This is a genomic window from Frankia sp. Hr75.2 (assembly GCF_949319125.1).
Taxonomy (GTDB): Bacteria; Actinomycetota; Actinomycetes; order Frankiales; family Frankiaceae; genus Parafrankia; species Parafrankia soli.
Map to the genome: position 1 here is coordinate 48,928 of NZ_CASGGV010000287.1, position 18,984 is coordinate 67,911.

21 protein-coding genes and 1 pseudogene are annotated in these 18,984 nt (G+C 70.4%); 16 read left to right on the plus strand and 6 right to left on the minus strand.

Annotated elements, in window-relative coordinates; genetic code table 11:
- Window positions 1–421: 421 nt before the first annotated feature.
- The gene (locus tag AC559T_RS20075; RefSeq protein ID WP_498869715.1) at window positions 422–1,138 is read left to right on the plus strand and encodes a TetR/AcrR family transcriptional regulator; all 717 of its coding nucleotides are present in this window, start codon (window positions 422–424) and stop codon (window positions 1,136–1,138) included.
- A 97-nt stretch (window positions 1,139–1,235) separates the two neighbouring features.
- Here the strand turns inward: AC559T_RS20075 and AC559T_RS20080 are convergent, their stop codons facing one another.
- Window positions 1,236–2,459, minus strand: coding sequence for an RtcB family protein (locus AC559T_RS20080; RefSeq protein WP_071063256.1), 1,224 nt, complete (start codon window positions 2,457–2,459; stop codon window positions 1,236–1,238).
- A gap of 364 nt (window positions 2,460–2,823) precedes the next feature.
- On the opposite strand from AC559T_RS20080, the gene fabG reads away from it, so the two are divergent.
- Entirely contained in the window at window positions 2,824–3,585 is a 762-nt protein-coding gene (fabG, locus tag AC559T_RS20085) for a 3-oxoacyl-ACP reductase FabG (protein ID WP_112106633.1), read from the plus strand.
- Window positions 3,586–3,673: 88 nt separating this feature from the next.
- Here fabG and AC559T_RS20090 read toward each other — a convergent pair whose 3' ends face one another.
- Window positions 3,674–4,561 carry a fumarylacetoacetate hydrolase family protein gene (locus tag AC559T_RS20090; protein WP_020461453.1) on the minus strand — a complete coding sequence of 296 codons (888 nt, stop codon included), beginning with the start codon at window positions 4,559–4,561 and terminating at the stop codon, window positions 3,674–3,676.
- A gap of 187 nt (window positions 4,562–4,748) precedes the next feature.
- Here AC559T_RS20090 and AC559T_RS20095 point away from each other — a divergent pair, with 187 nt between their 5' ends.
- Window positions 4,749–5,960, plus strand: a complete 1,212-nt coding sequence (locus tag AC559T_RS20095) for an acetyl-CoA C-acetyltransferase (RefSeq protein WP_498869716.1) — start codon at window positions 4,749–4,751, stop codon at window positions 5,958–5,960.
- A 77-nt stretch (window positions 5,961–6,037) separates the two neighbouring features.
- Here AC559T_RS20095 and AC559T_RS20100 read toward each other — a convergent pair whose 3' ends face one another.
- Window positions 6,038–7,195: an acyl-CoA dehydrogenase family protein gene (locus AC559T_RS20100; RefSeq protein ID WP_498869717.1), complete on the minus strand. Its 1,158-nt coding sequence runs from the start codon at window positions 7,193–7,195 to the stop codon at window positions 6,038–6,040.
- A 265-nt stretch (window positions 7,196–7,460) separates the two neighbouring features.
- Here AC559T_RS20100 and AC559T_RS20105 point away from each other — a divergent pair, with 265 nt between their 5' ends.
- From AC559T_RS20105 to AC559T_RS20130, 6 genes are all read left to right on the plus strand, one after another.
- A complete protein-coding gene (locus AC559T_RS20105; protein ID WP_498869718.1) occupies window positions 7,461–7,982 on the plus strand; it encodes a CoA transferase in 522 nt (173 codons plus the stop codon).
- 16 nt (window positions 7,983–7,998) lie between these two features.
- A complete protein-coding gene (locus AC559T_RS20110; RefSeq protein ID WP_498869719.1) occupies window positions 7,999–8,283 on the plus strand; it encodes a DUF4158 domain-containing protein in 285 nt (94 codons plus the stop codon).
- A 108-nt stretch (window positions 8,284–8,391) separates the two neighbouring features.
- Window positions 8,392–8,574, plus strand: a complete 183-nt coding sequence (locus tag AC559T_RS20115; RefSeq protein WP_112106630.1) for a hypothetical protein — start codon at window positions 8,392–8,394, stop codon at window positions 8,572–8,574.
- 305 nt (window positions 8,575–8,879) lie between these two features.
- Window positions 8,880–9,815 (plus strand): RNA polymerase sigma factor, encoded by a 936-nt coding sequence (locus tag AC559T_RS20120; protein ID WP_498869720.1) that lies wholly within the window; start codon window positions 8,880–8,882, stop codon window positions 9,813–9,815.
- Between the two features lie 134 nt (window positions 9,816–9,949).
- The gene (locus AC559T_RS20125; protein WP_498869721.1) at window positions 9,950–10,993 is read left to right on the plus strand and encodes a tyrosine-type recombinase/integrase; all 1,044 of its coding nucleotides are present in this window, start codon (window positions 9,950–9,952) and stop codon (window positions 10,991–10,993) included.
- Between the two features lie 390 nt (window positions 10,994–11,383).
- Complete coding sequence (locus tag AC559T_RS20130; RefSeq protein WP_306769442.1) at window positions 11,384–12,223, plus strand: class I SAM-dependent methyltransferase; 840 nt, start codon at window positions 11,384–11,386, stop codon at window positions 12,221–12,223.
- Window positions 12,224–12,362: 139 nt separating this feature from the next.
- Here AC559T_RS20130 and AC559T_RS20135 read toward each other — a convergent pair whose 3' ends face one another.
- Together AC559T_RS20135 and AC559T_RS20140 are read right to left on the minus strand one after the other, a co-directional pair.
- Window positions 12,363–12,692: a hypothetical protein gene (locus tag AC559T_RS20135; protein WP_498869722.1), complete on the minus strand. Its 330-nt coding sequence runs from the start codon at window positions 12,690–12,692 to the stop codon at window positions 12,363–12,365.
- 10 nt (window positions 12,693–12,702) lie between these two features.
- On the minus strand, window positions 12,703–12,999 hold the full coding sequence (locus tag AC559T_RS20140; RefSeq protein WP_498869723.1) for a CHAT domain-containing protein: 297 nt from the start codon (window positions 12,997–12,999) through the stop codon (window positions 12,703–12,705).
- Between the two features lie 155 nt (window positions 13,000–13,154).
- Here AC559T_RS20140 and AC559T_RS20145 point away from each other — a divergent pair, with 155 nt between their 5' ends.
- The 5 genes from AC559T_RS20145 (at window position 13,155) to AC559T_RS20165 (ending at window position 16,980) form a co-directional block, all read left to right on the plus strand.
- Window positions 13,155–13,925 (plus strand): PIN domain-containing protein, encoded by a 771-nt coding sequence (locus AC559T_RS20145; protein WP_112106625.1) that lies wholly within the window; start codon window positions 13,155–13,157, stop codon window positions 13,923–13,925.
- Between the two features lie 352 nt (window positions 13,926–14,277).
- Window positions 14,278–14,676: a hypothetical protein gene (locus AC559T_RS20150; RefSeq protein WP_498869724.1), complete on the plus strand. Its 399-nt coding sequence runs from the start codon at window positions 14,278–14,280 to the stop codon at window positions 14,674–14,676.
- A gap of 49 nt (window positions 14,677–14,725) precedes the next feature.
- On the plus strand, window positions 14,726–14,953 hold the full coding sequence (locus AC559T_RS20155; RefSeq protein ID WP_498869725.1) for a hypothetical protein: 228 nt from the start codon (window positions 14,726–14,728) through the stop codon (window positions 14,951–14,953).
- Window positions 14,954–15,104: 151 nt separating this feature from the next.
- The gene (locus AC559T_RS20160; protein WP_498869726.1) at window positions 15,105–15,893 is read left to right on the plus strand and encodes a hypothetical protein; all 789 of its coding nucleotides are present in this window, start codon (window positions 15,105–15,107) and stop codon (window positions 15,891–15,893) included.
- Window positions 15,894–16,677: 784 nt separating this feature from the next.
- Complete coding sequence (locus AC559T_RS20165; RefSeq protein WP_112106621.1) at window positions 16,678–16,980, plus strand: DUF6342 family protein; 303 nt, start codon at window positions 16,678–16,680, stop codon at window positions 16,978–16,980.
- A gap of 169 nt (window positions 16,981–17,149) precedes the next feature.
- Here the strand turns inward: AC559T_RS20165 and AC559T_RS20170 are convergent, their stop codons facing one another.
- Window positions 17,150–17,527, minus strand: a complete 378-nt coding sequence (locus AC559T_RS20170) for a pyridoxamine 5'-phosphate oxidase family protein (protein ID WP_498869727.1) — start codon at window positions 17,525–17,527, stop codon at window positions 17,150–17,152.
- Window positions 17,528–17,771: 244 nt separating this feature from the next.
- On the opposite strand from AC559T_RS20170, the gene AC559T_RS20175 reads away from it, so the two are divergent.
- Window positions 17,772–18,545 (plus strand): ISL3 family transposase, encoded by a 774-nt coding sequence (locus tag AC559T_RS20175; protein ID WP_498869728.1) that lies wholly within the window; start codon window positions 17,772–17,774, stop codon window positions 18,543–18,545.
- A gap of 45 nt (window positions 18,546–18,590) precedes the next feature.
- Window positions 18,591–18,984 (plus strand): annotated as a pseudogene (locus tag AC559T_RS20180) (hypothetical protein); the annotation flags it as partial.

Here is an 18,984-nt window from a genome sequence, read left to right on the forward strand (position 1 = left end):
GACGGCGATGCGGAACGGGCGGTCCGAGACCGCGAAGGCGGGCAATCCTGATGCCTGGTTCGACGGCATTCAGGATGATCTGACCGGGGAGCATAGCGTCATTCGTGCGAGAAGTCTCGCCTTAAAGTGGTGTGCCGCCGTCCCGGACTCCGGGCGCCAAGGCCCCCGGATCATGCCGGGTGACCCGGTTCGTCGGCCGGTGTCGGGGCGCGGCGACGTGAGCGTCCTGCGGGCGCGGGTGGGTCTCCGGAAGGTCTTGGGGAGTGGGCACTCACCATTTCTGGTCCGGCCGCGTCCCGCAGGGAGCCCGCCGCGCGGGACGGCGTCCCGTCCGGGAACTGGCAGACTGGCCAGGCAGGGCAGGCGAGCCCCCAGGCCGAGGCAGGTGCCGCGATGCGCAACGACCGCACGTTCCACGGTCGTGGCTAGACCCGCGCGCGATCCGGCGGCGTCACCCACGGCCGGGCCGCCGGCGTCCACCGGGGCCGAGCGGGCGGTGCCACCGGCGGCCGAGCCGGCGGTGCGACCCGAGGGTGAGCAGTCGGAGTCGGGCCGCCGTTCCTACGACAGCCCCGTGCGCCGTCAGCAGGCCGAGCGGACCCGGGAACGCATCGTCGCGGCCGGAGCCGAGATGGTCCACGGGTTCCCGAGCTGGGACTGGCGTGAGCTGACCGTGCGGGCCGTCGCCCGGCGTGCCCAGGTCAACGAGAGCACGATCTACCGCTACTTCGGCAGCGAGCGGGGGCTGCGTGACGCGGTGATGCGCCACCTCGAGCAGGAGGCCGGCGTGGACGTGGACACCCTCCGCCTGGACGCCTTCGGCGACGTCATCGGCCGAGTCTACTCCTATCTCTCGTCGTTCCCCACGAGCGGCGGGCCGACCGGCGACCCGACGTTCGCGGCGCTCGACCGGCGCCGCCGCGACGCGCTCGTCGCCGCCGTGGCCGCCGCCGCGGACGACTGGTCGCCGGCCGAGTGCGAGCTCGTCGCCGCCGCCCTTGACGTCTTCTGGAGCGTGCCGTCGTTCGAGCGCCTGATCACCGTGTGGGAGCTGGACGCCAGCCAGGCGAGCCGCGTCGCCGGCTGGGTGATCGAGCTGATCCGCGGCGCCGTCCGGGACGGCCACGGACCGCGCTGACCCGCGTCCGCCCGGCGGCCCGGCGCCCGCCGGCAACGCAGCGCCCGCCCGGCCAGCGGAGCGCGGACCGGGCGGACGCGGGCTGGTCCGGGCCGGGTCAGCCCTTCACACAGAGGACGGCGCGCAGCTCGGCGGCGACGTCCACGAGATCGCTCTGGTGGGCGATGACGGCGTCGATGTCCTTGTAGGCGGCGGGGATCTCGTCGAGGACTCCGGGGTCCTTGCGGCACTCGACGCCGGTGGTCTGGGCGACGAGGTCGTCGGTGGTGAACTCCTTGCGGGCACGGGTACGGCTCATCCGCCGCCCGGCGCCGTGCGCGGCCGAGTGGAACGACTCGGCGCTACCGAGGCCGCGGACGATGTACGAGCGGGTGCCCATGGAGCCGGGGATGATCCCGTACTCGCCGGCCCGGGCCGAGATCGCGCCCTTGCGGGTGACCAGGACGTCCGCTCCGTAGTGGTGCTCCTCGGCGACGTAGTTGTGGTGGCAGTTGACCGCGGCGAAGGCGGTGTCGGCGGCGTGCGGCCCGTGCGTGGGCGGGGTCGGCACGCGCAGCGTGGGCAGGTGGTCGCGCAGCGCGTCGACGTAGAGAGCGAGCATGGTGTCGCGGTTGCGGCGCGCGTAGGTCTGCGCCCAGGTGAGGTCGGCCCGGTAGGCGGCCATCTCGGGGGTGCCGGCGAGGAAGACGGAGAGGTCCCGGTCGCGCAGGCCGGTGTTGTGCGGGAGCTTCTTCGCGGCCGCGATGTGCAGCTCGGCGAGGGTCTTGCCGATGTTGCGCGAGCCCGAGTGCAGCATGAGCCAGACGGCGTCCTCGGTGTCCAGGCAGAGCTCGACGAAGTGGTTGCCCGAGCCCAGGCTGCCCATCTGCGCCATCACCCGGTCGATGCTGCCGCTGCGCCCGGTGACCTTGGGGTGCAGGTCGCCGAAGGTCCCCCACAGGTCGGCGTAGCCGCGGACCCGGCGGGAGATCTCGGTGTGCCCGCGATGGCCGACGGGGATGGCCGCCTCGACCGCGGCCCGTACCGGCCCGAGGTCATCGGGCAGGTCGGCGGCGGTCAGGTTGGTCCGCAGCGCGGCCATCCCGCATCCGATGTCGACGCCGACGGCGGCCGGGGAGACGGCGTCACGCAGCGCGATCACCGAACCGACCGTCGCGCCCTTGCCGAGGTGGACGTCCGGCATGACGGCGACGTGGTGGTGGACGTAGGGGAGTTCCGCGATGGTGCGGAGCTGGTCGAGCGCGGCGCTTTCGACCTCCTGTGGAGAGGTCCACATCCAGATCGGCGCGGTCGCTCCCGCCAGCTCGTGGACGGGGGTCACGGGGCATCACTCCTCGGTCACGGCGCGGGACCGGTGCCCCGCGTGCCGCCGAGATCAACGATGGCCGGTTTCCGTGCCGACGGCCATTCAATTTCCGTTGGCCCGGCGGATCCCCTCCCCGCGGAGCAGGTCGTTCGGACTGATCCGCGGGGCGGGGATCCGCCGTTCGAAGCCCGGCGTCAACCCGTTACCCGTGAGGCCCGCCGGGCAGGTCGTCGCCGTCCTGGACGCGTCGGTCGTCGGCGCCTGACAGACTTTCTCGGCGACCCGGTCTCCGCCCGGTCTCGCCCGGTTCCAAGCGGTCCCGGCGCGGCCCGGTCGCCATTCGTCCGACAAACGAACGTCATCGTGCGAGGAGACCAGCATGCCCGCTGCCCAGGACCGCGTCGCGATCGTCACGGGGGCCGCCCGCGGCATCGGTGCCGCCACGGCGCGCCGGCTCGCCGCCGACGGCATGGCCGTGGCGGCGCTCGACCTGGAGGAGAGCGCGTCGAAGGGCACCGTCGAGGCGATCGTCGCCGCCGGCGGGACCGCGATCGCCCTCGGCGTGGACGTGAGCGAGGCCGAGCAGGTCACGGCCGCGGTGGAGCGGGTGGCCGCCGAGCTCGGCGGGCCGACCGTCCTGGTGAACAACGCCGGGATCACCCGCGACAACCTGCTGTTCAAGATGTCCGAGACCGACTGGGACCTCGTCATGGGGGTGCACCTGCGGGGCACGTTCCTGACGACCCGCGCTGTGCAGAAGTTCATGGTCGAGGCGGGCTTCGGGCGGATCGTGAACCTGTCGAGCACGTCGGCGCTGGGTAACCGCGGCCAGGCGAACTACTCGGCGGCGAAGGCGGGCCTGCAGGGATTCACCAAGACGGTGGCGATCGAGCTCGGGAAGTTCGGCGTCACCTGCAACGCGGTGGCGCCCGGTCTGATCGCGACCGAGATGACCCGGGCGACGGCCGAGCGCCTGGGGCACACGTGGGACGACTACGCCGCCGCCCGCGCGGCCCAGATTCCCGTGGCCAGGGTCGGCGAGCCCGAGGACATCGCCCACACCGTCTCGTTCCTGGTGAGCGAGGGCGCGGGATTCGTGTCCGGTCAGGTGATCTACGTCGCCGGTGGGCCGAAGGCGTGAACGTGCCCGGTGACCCCGGCCCGCGTTGACGCGGAACACGGGTGTGGTGGGCCGACCCGACCCGCCACGGGTTCGGCCCACCGCCGGGTCACGGCCGGGCGGACGCGTCCACGACCGGGTTGCGGATCGTGCCCACCCGCTCGATCCACACCTCGACGACGTCACCCGGACCCAGGTAGCGGGGCGGCTTGCGGATGTAGCCGACCCCGGCGGGAGTTCCGGTGATCAGGATGTCACCCGGGTTGAGGGTCAGGGTGCGGCTCACGAACGACAGGATCCGGCCGATCGAGAAGATCATGTCGCTGGTGTCGCCGTCCTGTACCACCTCGCCGTTGACGCGGGTGACCAGCCGCAGGCCCGCCGCCGGATCGCCGACCTCGTCGGCGGTCACGACGGGCCCCATCGGCCCGCTGCGGTCGGAGTTCTTGCCCAGCGTCCACTGCGCCGAGGCGCCCTGGGCGCGGCGGGCGCTGAGGTCGTTGAACACCGCGTAGCCGAACACGCCGCGCAGGGCGGCGTCCTCGTCGACATCGGTCATCCTGGACCCGACGATGACGGCGAGCTCGCCCTCCCAGTCCAGGCCCCGCTCGCCCGGCGGGACGGGGACGGGGGTGCCGTCCACCGTCAGGGACGCGGTCCACCGGCCGAAGATCGGTGGCCGCCTGGGCAGTTCCAGCCCGGTCTCCGCAGCGTGCGCATGATAATTCAGCCCCATGCCGAGGATCCGGGCTCCGGCCGGTACGGGCGGGACGAGCTCGACGTCGGCGAGGTCATGCTCACCGGCGGTCATCCGGCGGGCCTTCGCCGTCCAGCCGGCGAGGTCTCCGTAGAACTCGTCGACCTCGGCGACGCGGGCGACCCGGGGGCGTTCGTCCCCGGCCGTGCCCATGGGCCCGCCCTGCGGGCCGGCCCCGTCGGCACCGAACACCAGGCCGACCACGACCCGCCGTCCGTCCCGCAATCCCACGAACCGCATCGAACCCGTCCTCCCTCCCACCCCGACACCGGCCGCCCCGGCTCGGATCGGACACCGGAATTGTGCACCACGGGACGCCAGGAAGCCGGCGCCCGCGTGTTATGACAGCGACATCGTTCTGGTCCAGTTCACCTCCGGCGCCACACATCCGGTCCCCCCGGGCCACCCGACAACTAACGGAGGACTCATGCGTGAGGCGGTCATCTGCGAACCGGTGCGCACCGCGGTCGGGCGCTACGGCGGTGCGCTCGCGGCGCTGAGCGCGCAGGCGCTCGGCGCGGCCGTGCTGCGCGGCCTGCTGGACCGGACCGGCCTGCGGTCAGCGGACATCGATGACGTGATCTTCGGGTCGTGTTATCCGACGATGGAGGCACCCGCGCTTGGCCGGGTGGTCGCCCTCGACGCCGGCCTCGACGTCACCGTCGCGGGCCTGCAGCTCGACCGCCGCTGCGGATCGGGCGTGCAGGCGGTCACGACGGCCGCGATGCAGGTCCAGACCGGAGTGGCCGACGTCGTGATCGCCGGGGGAGCGGAGAGCATGAGCAACGCCCCCTTCTACTCGACCCGGATGCGCCGGGGGTCGGGCGGCGGGGACGTCACGCTGCACGACGCCCTGGCCCGCGGCCGGGTGACCGCGGGCGGCGCGAACTTCCCCGTCCCGGGCGGGATGATCGAGACGGCGGAGAACCTGCGGCGGGAGTACGGGATCTCGCGCTCCGAGCAGGACGAGTTCGCGCTGCGGTCGCATGTCCGGGCCGTGGACGCGCAGGCCGCCGGTCGGTTCGCGGACGAGATCGTGTCGGTGTCGGTGTCGGGTCGCGGCGGTTCGGTCGTCGTGGACGTCGACGAGCATCCCCGCGCCGACGCCAGCCTCGACACGCTCGCCGCGCTGCGCCCGATCATGGGTAGGACCGACCCGGAGGCCACGGTCACTGCGGGCAATTCCAGTGGGCAGAACGACGCGGCGTCGGCGTGTGTCGTCACCCATCCGGAGGCGGCGAGGCGACTCGGCCTGCGTCCGCTCGGTCGGCTGGCGAGCTGGGCGGTCGCCGGTGTGGAACCCGCGAGGATGGGGATCGGACCCGTTGCGGCCACGGCGAAGGCGCTGGAGCGGGCGAACCTCAAGCTCGCCGACATCGACCTGATCGAGCTCAACGAGGCCTTCGCGGCGCAGGTGCTCGCCTGCACCCGGGAGTGGGGGCTCACGACCTCGGACCTGGACCGGCTCAACGTCAACGGTTCCGGGATCTCGCTCGGTCATCCCGTCGCGGCGACCGGTGGCCGGATCCTCGCGACCCTGCTCCACGAGATGGAGCGCCGGGACGCCCGGTACGGGCTGGAGACCCTGTGCATCGGCGGCGGCCAGGGGATCACCGCGATCTTCGAACGGGTCGGCTGATTCGGGTCGGCCGACAGCGCGGGGCCGCCCCGAACCGGGTCGGCCCCGCGCTGTCGGCCGTCACCTGCCGTTCGCGCCTACCTGACGCCGGCGTCGCGCAGGAGCTGACGTGCGATCACGATCTGCTGGATCTGGCTCGTGCCCTCGTAGATCCGGAACAGCCGGGCGTCACGGTAGAAGCGCTCGACCGGGACTCCGCGCATGTAGCCCGCCCCGCCGTGGATCTGCACCGCCCGGTCGGCGACCCGCCCGACCGCCTCGGAGGCGAAGTACTTCGCGCACGAGGGGCCGATCCGGGTGTCGCTGCCGTCGTCGAACCGGGCGGCCACGTCGACGACGAGCGCCCGCGCCGCGTAGAGGTCGGTGGCGGAGTCGGCGAGCAGTCCCTGCACGAGCTGGTGGGTACCGATCACGCCGCCGCCCTGCACCCTGGTCGCGGCATAGGACACGGACTCGTCGACCAGCCGCTGGGCCAGCCCGACGCACAGCGCGGCGATGTGGATCCGGCCGTGGGCCAGGCAGCGCATCGCGGTCGCGTAGCCGCGGCCCACCCCGTCCTCGCCGCCGATCACCGCCGACGCCGGGACCCGCACATCAGCCAGCAGGACGTCCGCCGTCCACGCGCCCGCCTGGCCCATCTTGTGGTCCTTTGGGCCGACGCTCAGCCCCGGCGCGTCGCGTTCCACCATGAACGCCGTGATGCCGTGCCCGCCCCCGGCACCGGGGTCGGTGCGGGCGAAGACCATGAAGACGTCGGCCAGCGGCGCGTTGGTGATGAAGCGCTTGGCACCGTTGATCACCCACTCGTCGCCGTCGCGGCGCGCGGATGTCGCCAGGCCCGCGGGGTCGGAGCCGGCGTTCTCCTCGGTGAGGGCGAACGCGGCCGTCCACTCGCCCGAGGCGATCAGCGGCAGGTAGGCCTTCTTCTGTTCCTGGGTGGCGCCCTCGAGCAGGACGTGGCCGGCGATGCCGTTGTTGGTCCCGAACATCGAGCGGAAGGCCGGCGTGGTGTAGCCCAGCTCGAAGACGAGCTGGACCTCAGCGCTCATGTCCAGCCCCAGGCCGCCGTACTCCTCGGGGACGGCGAACCCGAACAGGCCCATCGCCGCCGCCGCACGGCGCAGGTCGGGCGGGATCGCGTCGGTCCGCTCGATCTCCGCCTCCGCCGGGACCACGCGCTCGCGCACGAAACGCCGGGTCGAGGCGATGACCTGTCGCACATCATCATCGAGCACGAGATCTCCATCCAGGTCTGGTCCGCTCACGGTCCACGGTCCACGGTCGGCGGGCCGGATGAGCGTCCCGCCACCCGCCACCCGTGTCCATCGACCGTGGGCCGTGGGCCGTGTCGACACCGGCTCAATAACCGCATACTTTATCTAATCTGAGCGTGCGGTCGCTCCCTCGGCGGTCGCGCCGGCCGAGGCGACCATGGGACGGGCAATGTATGGATCTTCCAGCCGTGGGACCGGCGCGGAGGGCGGCGAGACGACCGGCGTCATGGCCGGCGTACGGGTCGTCGAACTCGCCTCCTGGGTCTTCGTCCCCACCGCCGGGGCGGTGCTGGCGCAGTGGGGGGCCGACGTGATCAAAATCGAGCACCCCTGGCTCGTCGGCCAGGCGACACGCCCGGCCCCGGCGGGCGGTTCGCCCGACCCGCTGGATGAACTGCTGGAGCGGGCGAACCGTGGCAAGAGGAGCATCGCGCTCGACATCACCCAGGCCCCGGGGCGCCGGGTGCTCCGGGGCCTCGCCAGCCGCGCGGACGTCTTTCTCACGGACTGGCCGGACGAGGTCCGCCGGCGGGAGCAGAGGTGGACGTCGCGGACCTGCGCGCCTGTCATCTACGCCCACGGGGCCGGTGTGCCGCTCGACGACGCCCCCGGGCGGTTTGAGCGCGCCGAGACCGCCCGGACCTCGTCGGTGGACCGGACGGCTCCCGTCGGGCCGCCTGCCGCCGAGGCCGCCGACGAGACGGCGGACGTCCCGCGCTCGCTCAGCTCGGTCGTGCCGGGCCTGTAGTCGCCGGAGGAGACCCGTGGTCGTCCGCCAGATCGACGAGGGAGAGTTGATCATTGACTGGATGCTGGTCGGCGATGAGCTGGCTCAGGTGGCCGGCAAGCGTGGACCGACCCGTCTCGGCTTCGCGCCGATCTTGAAGTTCTTCACCCGGTACGGCCGGTTCCCTCGTGGCCGTGGCGAGTTGCGCGACGAGGCGATTGCCTTTGTGACCCGGCAGGCGGGGGTGCCTGCCGCCGATCTGGGTTTCTTCGAGTGGCAGGGGCGTTCGAGTACCACCGTGCCCAGGTCCGGCGGGAGATGAGCCGGGAAGAGGTTGGACCAGACGAGTAAAGGAAATCGACGTCGGTTGCCACGTACGTTCCGAGGTCGGCCCGTCGGGCCGGCCCGGGAGCGGAAGGGCGACTAGCCGATGGTGGAGTTGAACGACCCAATGTCCCTGCTGGGAACCATGGCCTGTGGCCAGGTGGCCGGGCGTCTGCTCGAGGCGGGGACGCGGTGGCTGTGGGCTCGTGGCCGGGCGGCGCTGGCCCAGTGGGTGCGGCGTCTGGCGACCAGCCCGAACCCAGACCAGGGCGGGGAGCGAGGCGCCTAAACACACCAGGTCCGGGGGCTGGCAGGCACAGGGGTGCGTCTGCCAGCCCCGGTTTCGGAGGCCTCCGAAAAATCTTGAAAATCGTTTGTAAATGGTTCGGTGCGTCAGCGCCTCGTACCCGGTGTCCGCCGCTTCCGTCGAGGAAGTGGTACCCGACCCGAAAGCGAGGCCACCCCCGATGTCCGTTGATCCCGTGCCGCTGGTGGTGATGGCGTCATGACGCATGCTCGTTGGCTGTCGTTCCGTGGACTGCGGACGACGTGTGGCGGCGTCCGCGGTCTGCCGGCCTGGGGATAGGGGGTTCGGTGGGCAGCAAGCCCAAAGAGAGCGAGTATGCAGACGGGGCGGTGCCGGAGCAACCCAAGTCGCAGCCCGCTCCGGCGACCGGACGTCCCCTCGATCGGAAGGCGAACTCGAACGACGAGAAAGCCAGGGCACTCGAGCCGGTGAGCCTGGAGGTTGCAGCTGCCGTCGACGGCACCTATCGGGAACACGCCGAGCACCTGCGGGCGTTCGTGCGCCGGCAGATGTCCATCCACGGGCTGAGCGACTCCCAACTCGACGCCGAGGGCGTGGTACACGAAGCCTTCACTGAGACGCTGTCCCATTGGGGGAAGATCGATAATCCGGCCGCCTACCTGTTTACGATCGTGCGGCGGATGGTCGGCCGCGCGGCGCCGAGGGCCGGCCGAGTCTCCGCGACCGACACCGCGGACCTCGACCAAGCCATGGGCCGCGGCAGATCCACCCTTACACTGCGTGCCACGACTGAGGACGCCGCCGCCGCACGCAACGTCATGGAAGCGATCGGACGGCTGCCGGACCGGCAAGGCGTCGCGACCTACCTGCGCCACGTCGAAGGCTGGTCGCAGGCCGAGATCGCGGACCTGCTCAACTGCGCACCGAGCACGGCCGGGGTGCAGGTCCACCGTGGAGTGCAAGCCGTACGTAGCAGAGTGCTCTTCTGCATCCTGCGGGCTTGGCGAGACGCTGTCGTGGCCAAGCGCGACGAACAGCACGCCGTCGACGAGGGAAAGGAGACTCCTGCTCCGCGCGTTCTGATAACACATCTCGGCAGGCGTCAATCGATTGCGATCGCGCTGATCATGCTCGGGGTGATGGCGCCTGTGATCGCGATATTTGCGGGTCTGCCTGTCGCGGAGATCCACCGGTACGGTCTGGTGTTGTTCGCCCTCTACGAGGCTGCCCTCTACGCGGCTGGTGGTCACGATCGCGAGTAAGGGCGGGCTGTGAAAGTGCCCGCCGTCGGCGGGGCGATGCGTCGATCAGGCCCGGTCCTGATCATAAAAGCACATGATAAGAGAAGTTATCGTGTACTTAAAGTGATCAATCTCAGGTGAGGAAGGCGGGCAAGGTGACCGGAGCCGAGCCCGTCCTCCCGCCGTCGGTACTGGTGCTGCCAGCGGCGATCGGCGCGCTCGGCGAGTCGGTGCTCGCTGCCGCCACCGCCGGCTGGCTGCGCGAGCACACCGACGCCCCGACCAGCCAGCGTGCCTACCTGCGCGACCTCGCCGGCTGGCTCGACTGGTGCGCCGAGCACGGCGTCGACCCGACCGCCGCCCGACGCCCGGACGTCGCCGCCTGGCTCGAACAACTCGCCACCGAACCCCGGCCAGCGACCGGCCGGCCACTGGCGCCGGCATCGCGGGCCCGGGCACTGGCTGCGGTGTCAAGTTGGTACGGCTACCTGCTCGACCTCGACGAGGACCTGGTCGACCGCAACCCCGTCACCGTCCGCGGCCCGACCGTCAGCCGGCACCGCTCAGCCACCGTCGGACTCACCGAAGCCCAGGCCCGTGACCTACTCGCCGCCGCCGCCGCCGACCCCTACCCGGCCGCAGTGCGGACCCGGGCGCTGATCCGGCTGCTACTCGAGACTGGGCTGCGGGTCGCCGAGGCCTGCGCCCTGGACGTCGCCGGTTACGGCCACAACCGCGGCCACCGCACCCTGCGCTACACCGCCAAGGGCGGCCAGACCATGGAACGCGCTGTGCACCCCGACACCGCTGCCGCCCTCGACGCCTACCTCGCCGACCGCGCCGCCGACACCTGCATCCCGCTCGATCAGCTCACCGGCCCGCTACTCGTGACCTCCACTGGCCGCCGCATCGACCAGCCCTATGTCTTCCGCCTGGTCCGCCGACTCGCCCGCGCCGCCGGCATCCCCGGCTGGCGGAAGGTCTCTCCGCACTCGCTGCGCCACGCCTTCGCCACCGTCTACCTCGACCGCGGCGGCAACCTCCGCGACCTCCAAGACGCCATGGGTCACGCCAGCCCTGCCACCACCCGCCGCTACGACCGCGACCGGCAGAACCTCGACCGTGACGCCGCCTACACCGTCGGTGCCGCCCTCGCCCGCCGCGCGCCCGTCGACGATACGAACACAGAGGCTCTGTAGATCATCTCCGAATTGCGGCTGGTGACAGCTTCCTTACCGGGGGTCGAGACTGGCAGAGTCGCGTGTTCGAGTGACCTGAATTCGCAAGATCGATACCGATGATCGTGACTGGCGGTAAGGGTGATCACTGTCACGTGACGGCTGGCGGGGCCGGTCGTATCTTGCCGTGGTCGCTGGGGCGTCTGAAGGCCCGCCGCTGACTGGCCGTTGATTGCGAGCTGGGTATGCGGACCGCCCGACCGCTTATCGTGGATCATGCTCGGTCGAGTGTCGCGTGTCCCATGGCTCGCCCGGCGACCGCGCGGGCTGCTCGTGGCGCCCGAGGGTCGGACCGGCCGGCAGCGTCAACGCTAGGTTGACGCCGACTTGCCGTCAACTTAGGGTTGACGCGTGACGGAGCTGAAGCGAGAGCCTGACCTGGTAGACGCGGAGACCGGCGTGGGCCACGCGAACGAGCCGCATCGTGCGCGGCGGGTGGCGGAATCGTTCGGCGTCGACGCCGAACGTTATGACCGGACGCGGCCGAGCTATCCGGAAGCGTTGGTCGCGCGGGTGGTGGCGGCCAGTCCCGGGCCTCGGGTGGTCGACGTCGGCTGTGGCACGGGCATCGTGGCCCGCCTGTTGCGTGCGGCGGGCTGCCAGGTGCTGGGAGTCGAGGTGGATGCGCGGATGGCCGAGTTCGCGAGACGGGGCGGGCTGGAGGTGGAGGTCGCGTCGTTCGAGGACTGGGAGCCGGCGGGCCGGGCGTTCGACGCCGTGGTCTCCGGCCAGTCCTGGCACTGGGTGGATCCGGTGAAGGGAACGGCGAACGCGGCGCGCGCGCTGCGCCCGGGCGGTCGACTGGCCGTGTTTTGGAACGCCTTCGCACCCCCGCACGAGATAGCCGAAGCCTTTGCCTCGGTCTACCGGCACGTCGCGCCCGACCTGCCGTTCAGCCCATGGGCGGCCCCCACCCTCGACGCGGATGCCTCGTTGGCCGCCTGGGCAGTCGACGGGATGCGAGCCGCCGGCGGTTTCGGCGACGCCGAACAATGGCGGTTCGGCTGGGAACGGACGTACTCCCGGGACGACTGGCTTGACCAGGTACCCACCCACGGCGGCCACAACCAGCTCCCGACAGCCCAGCTGAACCAGCTGCTGGCCGGTCTCGGCGCCGCGTTCGACGTGTTTGGCGGCAGCATCACGATGCCCTACGTGACCCTGGCGGTCACGGCCGAGCGCACCGGGTAGCTGCCGGCGGGCGTCGCGCCCGCCCGATCGCTGGCAGGGCCGGCGTAGTGGGTCCAGGTTCCGCCGACGTCGGCGGAACCTGGACCCACTACGCCGGAGGCGACCATGACGGAAGGGGATGAAACACCGCCGTAGATCGTCAGCGACGAGGTCTCGGTGCTTGCGTATCAGCTGGCCCGGCTTGGCCGATGTCCCGTGCGCCCATGACGCTCGCAAGCTCCTTCCGGTCATTCATGGCCCAGAACAGTAGGAAGAACGCGGCCATCCCGGCGAGCAGCCCGATGGAGTACCACCCGAACGCGTCACTTTGATTGGGGTCGAACAGTCCGGTCACCGCCGCGCCGCCGATCACCGTGACGATGTCGGTGACGGCCGTCCTGTGGGTGCGAATCAGTGTGCGGTAAGTGATGTAGCCGACCACAACGCCGAAGCAGCAGGCGCCGACGGACATGATGTGCGAGCTTCCCACGCGTTTGCTCCTAACTGGCTGGCCGTAGGGCAAGATTGGCGAGGCAGTGGGGGGTGTAGGCCAGCCCCATGACGTTGCCCTTGCGGAGCATGGCCCACCGCGCGCCGCGCAGCGCCTCGCCAGCAGGAAGACCGTCGATAAGCCGGGTGAGCAATTCTTCCATCGCCCAGCCGGCCAGCCCCTGCTCCAGGTCCACCTCGGTGCCCACAACACCGGCGGCACCTGCCCACTGGGTGAAAGCCGGCACGAAGCTGTTCAGCGTGGCGCTGGAGAACTCGGTGGTGTGGCAACCGTTGAGGACGACCAAGGGGCGCCGGTGCGGCCAGTGCGGAATGTCCCAGGCCGTCTGCGCCCACATATCGATGTCGAGCGGCCCGACGATGTAGCCGCCAAGGTCGAGGTATCGGTCGGCGCCCGCGTCCGGACTGCGTTGCTCGTAACCAAGGCCCCGACGGGAGCGAGATGAGCGTGCAGGGCACGACGGCCGCGGCAGCGCCGCTGCAGGTCGGCGTCTACATCGACGGGTTCAACCTGTACTACGGCGGCCGTGGGCTGATGGGCGGTGCCGGCAAGCCGGGCTGGCGCTGGCTCGACCTGCGTGCCCTGGCCGCCTCGATCGTCGCCGCACGACCGGAATGGGCCGGGGCGCAGATCGCCCGGGTGGTGTACTGCACCGCGCCGATCGACGGCGCGAGCAACCCCAGCGGCGCCGCCGACCAGGAGATCTACCTGCGGGCGCTGCGAGCCGCCTACGCCGTCGACGAGATCACCAAGGGCCGGTACATCACCAAGGTCGTGAGAGCGCCGTTGGCCGTGCCGGGCCCGAAGGGCCAGCCGGTCCTGGCCACCTCAGACTGGCCGGTGATGATCCAGGACCCGGCCGGTCAGCCGGTGCGCGACGCCCGCTTCCTGGTCTCCGTCGCCCAGCGGGAAGAGAAGGGCTCCGACGTCAACGTCGCCTCCCACCTCTTGCTCGACCTGCTGCACCAGCGGATCACCGCCGCCGTCGTGATCAGCAACGACAGCGACCTCGCCTTCCCGGTAGCTCAAGCCCGCGAGCTCGTGCCCGTCGGCGTGGTCAACCCCAGCAAGGGCTACCTCGCCGGAGCGCTGCGCGGCGTGCCGCACACCGGCGTGGGCCGGCACTGGTGGTACAGCCTGCGCACCACCGACCTCACAGCGGCGCAACTCCCCACACAGCTTGGCGCCCTCACCCGCCCACCTGGATGGTGAGTTTTGACAGCGAGCACCGCGCATGCCTAGCTCGCCGTCTAGACCACCCGGCCCCCTCGCGGGCCGGGTTTTTCCTTTTCGCGATCAACTGCTCCGCCGCGCTAGGCCACACGCATCGACGGCTCAAGCCACATCGCCGCGATGACAAGGCCTGCGGCACCGGGCACCGCCCCGCGCCGACTTGCGTGCCCTCCTACCGGGGCACAGCAGGACAGTGCGCGCCACCTGAGCGGATACCCCGCTGCTCTCCCAAGATTTTTTGAACTGATACGCGGTTCGGTGTCGCGTCGGGCCCACCGTCTGTCCCTTCCTTCGGTACCTGCCCGTTGACCGAAGGAACCGGGTGATCCCCATGGATGATGACCGCTACCACGACGACACCGGCGAGGTCCGCTCCTGGTGGCGTACCCCCACCTCGGACGACGAGTACTACGACCCGTGGAGTCACATGCCGTCCGCGGGGGCGCAGCCCATCCCGAGCCTGGGGCAGGGCGACGAACAGCTGCTGGCCGCTCCCGAGCCCCGCGAGAACCCCGTACGCACCGCCCTCGCGGTCGTCGTCATCGGCCTCGGGCTCGCGATCATCGTGTTGCTGCTGCGTCACTGGGTTGACGGTGACGACAGCCAGTCGGGACGGTCCGTCGCGCAGAACCTCGGGGCCGCCAGCCTGTTCCTGGCCGCCCCGCTGCCCACGACGTTGAGCAACCTCGACAAGACCCTCGTGATGGTTGCCTCTCATGACCAGAGCTGAGACCCGCGGCCACGAATGCCTTGCACCACCCGCATCCTCGGGTTTTCAGATGATCGCAGCCGTGGTGGGTGGGGCGATGGCGGCGATGTGCGCGCTCCTGCTGGACAGGGTCGGTCTGCCCTGCCTGCTCGCGCTGGCGGCGGCACCTTTCGTCGGAGGGGCGATCGTCGGCATGCTGGTCCTGATCACCGCCACCCGCACGGGCCAGCCCCGCCCGTTCATCGCACTACCCGACTGCGGGGCGGGCGGCGAGCCGAGCTGGCGGGCGCTGCGATGAGCCCACAGAGCGTGCGCGAGCCATGGGTTCCCGACATCGCCGTCGTCCGCCGGCTCCACCGCCAGGAGCCGGTATGCCGCACCGCGGTGAACACCACCGGGGTGATCAATCTGCGGGGTGCGGTCTCCGTCGTCGCCGCGTTCTCGACCCGATGGCCGCAGCGGAGAAGACGGACGTGCACGCCTCCGCGGCGTGGGCGGAGGTACTGCGCACCCTGCCAGGGCAGCTGCAACTCACCGTCCGCCGGCCAGCGCGGCCGCTCTACCTGCACCACAGCTTCCCGACGGATCGACGGGTGTTTCTCACCTGCTACGAGCCCAGCCGCCTGTGGCCAGGTAGCCGAGCGCGCGCCGCGACGGCGGCCCGCCACCGACTCGAGCAGGCTGTGAGCCTGCTCGACACCGCCGCCCTCTCCTGCCTGCTTGGCGTTCCCGTCGACCCGGATGACGCGCTCCCGCCAGCCGCGGACATCGACCACGAGCGACGGCCGGGTGGGTTCGTGGACGGAGGGTTGATCGAGGTCGGCGACGTGTACGCAGCCACCATCGCGATCACCGACCATCCTTCCGACGGCGACCTGTGGGCGGTCCGCATGGAAGGACTGCTGGCCTATCCGGACAGGTTCGACCTCGCGTTGCACCTGACCCCAGCGAAACCTGGATGGCTGCGTGTCGGCCTGTACCTGACGCTCTACGCGCCCACCCCCGACCTGCTCGCCGAGGTGCAGGACGCCGTCACCTGCCACGCGGACGCCGTCGGGTTTTCGATCCACCCGCGCCGGATCCGGCCGACGCCAGGCTGGGTCAGCACCCTGCCGCTCGGGCTGGACCTGCTCAAGATCGGGCAGGCGATCAGCGTTGACGCCTTGGCCGCAGGCCTCACTTCCGTGTCTGCCACAGCGGGGACGGTCAGGGAGGGTCTGGGCGGCCGTCGGCGCTAGCGATGATCAGAGTTCTTGCATCGCGCTGCTGGTAGCCGCCAGGGACGCCGGTGCCGGCGGCGGTCCAGACCGGTAGCGCATGCAGCCCCGGCGTCAGCCAGGTGAGCAGCGTGCGCAGCTCATGGGAAGGCCAACCGGGGGTACCAGCGTCGACAAGATCTTCAGGTGGCCGAAATGCTGGACCGCGACTGACCAGTCCCGGCCGCCGAGGTGCGCGACCGGTGGGCGCGGCTGGTCCGGGATGCGCAGGGGAAGGCCGTTTTGTAGATCGCGACTGCCTCGACCGACCGGGCCTGACTCGGGTGTGTTGACGCTCGGTAATACGCCGCGCGCATTCCGGGTTTATTTCACCCAAAAGCGACACGATTTAACTGGGTCGATATATTCCGGTGATTTCCGCGTGCCGCTGCCTCTGGCGTGTGACGCTACGTATGCGACGGTGCGATTCCATCACTACCTCTGGGGGAGAGGTTTTGTGGCGCTCATGCCTGTGACTCGGATGGCTGGATGGCCTCCCCGGGACAGGAAATACGTAGACCAAGGAAGGGGTCGTCCCCGTCCGCTGCGGCGTCTACGCACCCGTTAGCTGGTCCGATCAGGTAGAAAAAATCGGCCAGGAGGGGCCGGCGGTCGAGTAAATTTTCGCCGGAACAGGCGCGTGTTCTCTCCGCGTCGACCTCTGCAGACGTACTTCCTGCTGGTCGACGGTCAGGTCTTTTCTGGAAAAGATACAGCCTACTCCGGTCAGGAGAGGTTCCCGTACGAACGAGAACGGAGCATCGTCATGGCGGACGTTGACCTCGGATTGGCCTCGGACTGGGAAGAGGGCGACACTCACGGCCGAGTCAAGTTGCGGCAGAACCAGAAGTACCCGACCTCGCCCAAGAAGGATGTGCTCATCAGCTCGCCGGTGAGCATCGAACTCTCGGTCAACACCAACTACTCCACCTCCCAGGAAGCCGACAAGATCTTCTTCACGACCCACCACGGCAACCAGAAGAAAATCATCGCGGTACTGGACTCCAACGGAGACCTCTACATCGCTGGCCGCGTGATCGAGGGGCAGTCGAACCTGTCCTACCAGTAGGCCGGCAGTTCGGGGTGGGCCGGCTGCCGCCGCGCCCACCCCGGCGTGGTGGGGGGCACGGTCTACGGTGTGGCTACCGGGTCGGACAGCGGTCACACAGAGCGGAGCTGTTTTTCTGGAATCGCGGAGAGCTCCTTGGTGGCTGGTGGCACGAACCCGAACCCCGGGCCTAGTACCCGAACTCGGACTCCTCCGCGGCCAGCACCCGGGCCCGCCCGAAAATCTGGGCTCCCCGACTACTGGCCTGGCCGACCAGCGGAGCGAACGCCCCGAGAGACACCCGAGGATCCGCCGCAATGTTGCGCATCTTCGGCGAGGTGAGTGACGCCGTGAACATCACCGCGAAATCGAGATGGTAGTACCGGACCGGTGCCGCCAACGGCCCCTGCGGCCCGGACGTCGCCAGCACGCACATGTTCGGGGTCCGGTAGGAACGGAGCAGAGCACCGGGCTTGGTGTCACATCTGTTGAGATCCTGTCCCGGGGCGGCACCCCTGTCGAGGGTGGCGATCAGTTTCCGGATCTCGGGTACTGTCAGTCCGATCATGCTTAGACCTGCGGGGATAGGGCCCCTTTTACCTGCTCGGCGCGGACGGCGACCAGCGCGGCGTAGGCGAGCATCGACAGGGTGATGTGGGCGTACCAGGCCCGGTAGTCACGAGACACGGCGGGGCCGCCCGAAATGGCGGCCCGCCGCGCCCGGGGCGGCGACGCCACCCGAACCCACGGGCAGCGGACCCGCCGAGCCCGGGCGGACCGAGCCTGCGGGTGGCGAGCCGGCGAGGGCCCGGGTGCTGGCCGACCGGTGGCACGTCGGGTTCACCGACCTGGCCGGCGGGCAGGGCATGCTCGGCCAGGTCGAGGGCCGGACCGCCGCCGACGTCTCCTACTGGCTGGCCAGCCAACCCGCGGCCTGGCGGCACCGGATCCGCCACGTCGCGATCGACATGTGCACCGTGTTCGCCGCCGCCGTCCGCCGCTACCTGCCCCACGCGACCCTGGTCGTCGACCGCTTCCACCTGGTGCAACTGACGAACGACACCGCCGCGGAGGTCCGCCGCCGGGTCACCACCCTGCTGCGGGGCCGGCGCGGACGCGACAGCGACCCCGAGTGGAAGATCCGCAACCTGTTGCGCCGCAACCGGGAGAACCTCACCGACCGCCAGCTCGCGAAGCTGTGGAACACCCTGGTCGACCTCGGCGAACCCGGCCTGACCATCCTGGCCGCCTGGATCGCGAAGGAAGAGCTTCGTCACCTGCTCGCCCTGACCGGCACCCACCCCGACCGCACCGTGATCGCCCACCGGCTCACCAGGTTCTACACCTGGTGCGCCGACGCCGCCGTCCCCGAGCTTGAGCGCCTCGCGACCACGGTCAGCACTTGGTGGCCCTGCATCGAGGCCCTCCTGCTCACCGGGATCACCAACGCCGGCAGCGAGGGCAACAACCGGGTCGTCAAACTCGACGCCCGAAACGCCTACGGGTACCGCAACCCCGAAAACCAGCGGCTACGAACACGCTGTGCAACCACCCGACGAGCCCGCGGATGCCTCAACCCCGCTTAACTTCGAAGAGCCGTCATCACCGAGACCGGACGACGGGTCGCCGGTATGCGGTTCACCGACCACCGCGTCCAAGCCCTCTTGTCTGCAATCCTCGTCTTCCGTCTGCTGCCACACGGTTTCACCAACCGTGACCTACGCGAGTATCTCGCGCCGCTGCTCGGCCGCGACCCGAGCACCATCACCAGCGGACAGATGAGCTACGACCCACGCCGACTCCGCCTCCACGGCCTGATCGAACGCGTTCCCGGGACTCACCGCTACCAGATCACCCCCGCCGGGCAGCGCCACGCCCTGTTCCTCACCCGCGTCCACAACCGGGTACTACGCACCGGCATAGCCGAACTCGTCGACCGCCACAGCGACCCCCCGCCGCTACGCCGAGCAGCCGACGCCTACGACACCGCCATCAACGAACTCATCCACCACGCCGGACTCGCAG

Bases quoted from the DNA above. Each gene is read 5' to 3' on its own strand.
- AC559T_RS20090 (WP_020461453.1), bottom strand. From the start codon at position 4,561: ATGCGGTTCGTGGGATTGCGGGACGGACGGCGGGTCGTGGTCGGCCTG.
- AC559T_RS20105 (WP_498869718.1), top strand. From the start codon at position 7,461: ATGGCCGGCGTACGGGTCGTCGAACTCGCCTCCTGGGTCTTCGTCCCC.
- fabG (WP_112106633.1), top strand. From the start codon at position 2,824: ATGCCCGCTGCCCAGGACCGCGTCGCGATCGTCACGGGGGCCGCCCGC.
- AC559T_RS20165 (WP_112106621.1), top strand. From the start codon at position 16,678: ATGGCGGACGTTGACCTCGGATTGGCCTCGGACTGGGAAGAGGGCGAC.
- AC559T_RS20115 (WP_112106630.1), top strand. From the start codon at position 8,392: ATGGTGGAGTTGAACGACCCAATGTCCCTGCTGGGAACCATGGCCTGT.
- AC559T_RS20155 (WP_498869725.1), top strand. From the start codon at position 14,726: ATGATCGCAGCCGTGGTGGGTGGGGCGATGGCGGCGATGTGCGCGCTC.
- AC559T_RS20150 (WP_498869724.1), top strand. From the start codon at position 14,278: ATGGATGATGACCGCTACCACGACGACACCGGCGAGGTCCGCTCCTGG.
- AC559T_RS20145 (WP_112106625.1), top strand. From the start codon at position 13,155: ATGAGCGTGCAGGGCACGACGGCCGCGGCAGCGCCGCTGCAGGTCGGC.
- AC559T_RS20095 (WP_498869716.1), top strand. From the start codon at position 4,749: ATGCGTGAGGCGGTCATCTGCGAACCGGTGCGCACCGCGGTCGGGCGC.
- AC559T_RS20170 (WP_498869727.1), bottom strand. From the start codon at position 17,527: ATGATCGGACTGACAGTACCCGAGATCCGGAAACTGATCGCCACCCTC.
- AC559T_RS20160 (WP_498869726.1), top strand. From the start codon at position 15,105: ATGGCCGCAGCGGAGAAGACGGACGTGCACGCCTCCGCGGCGTGGGCG.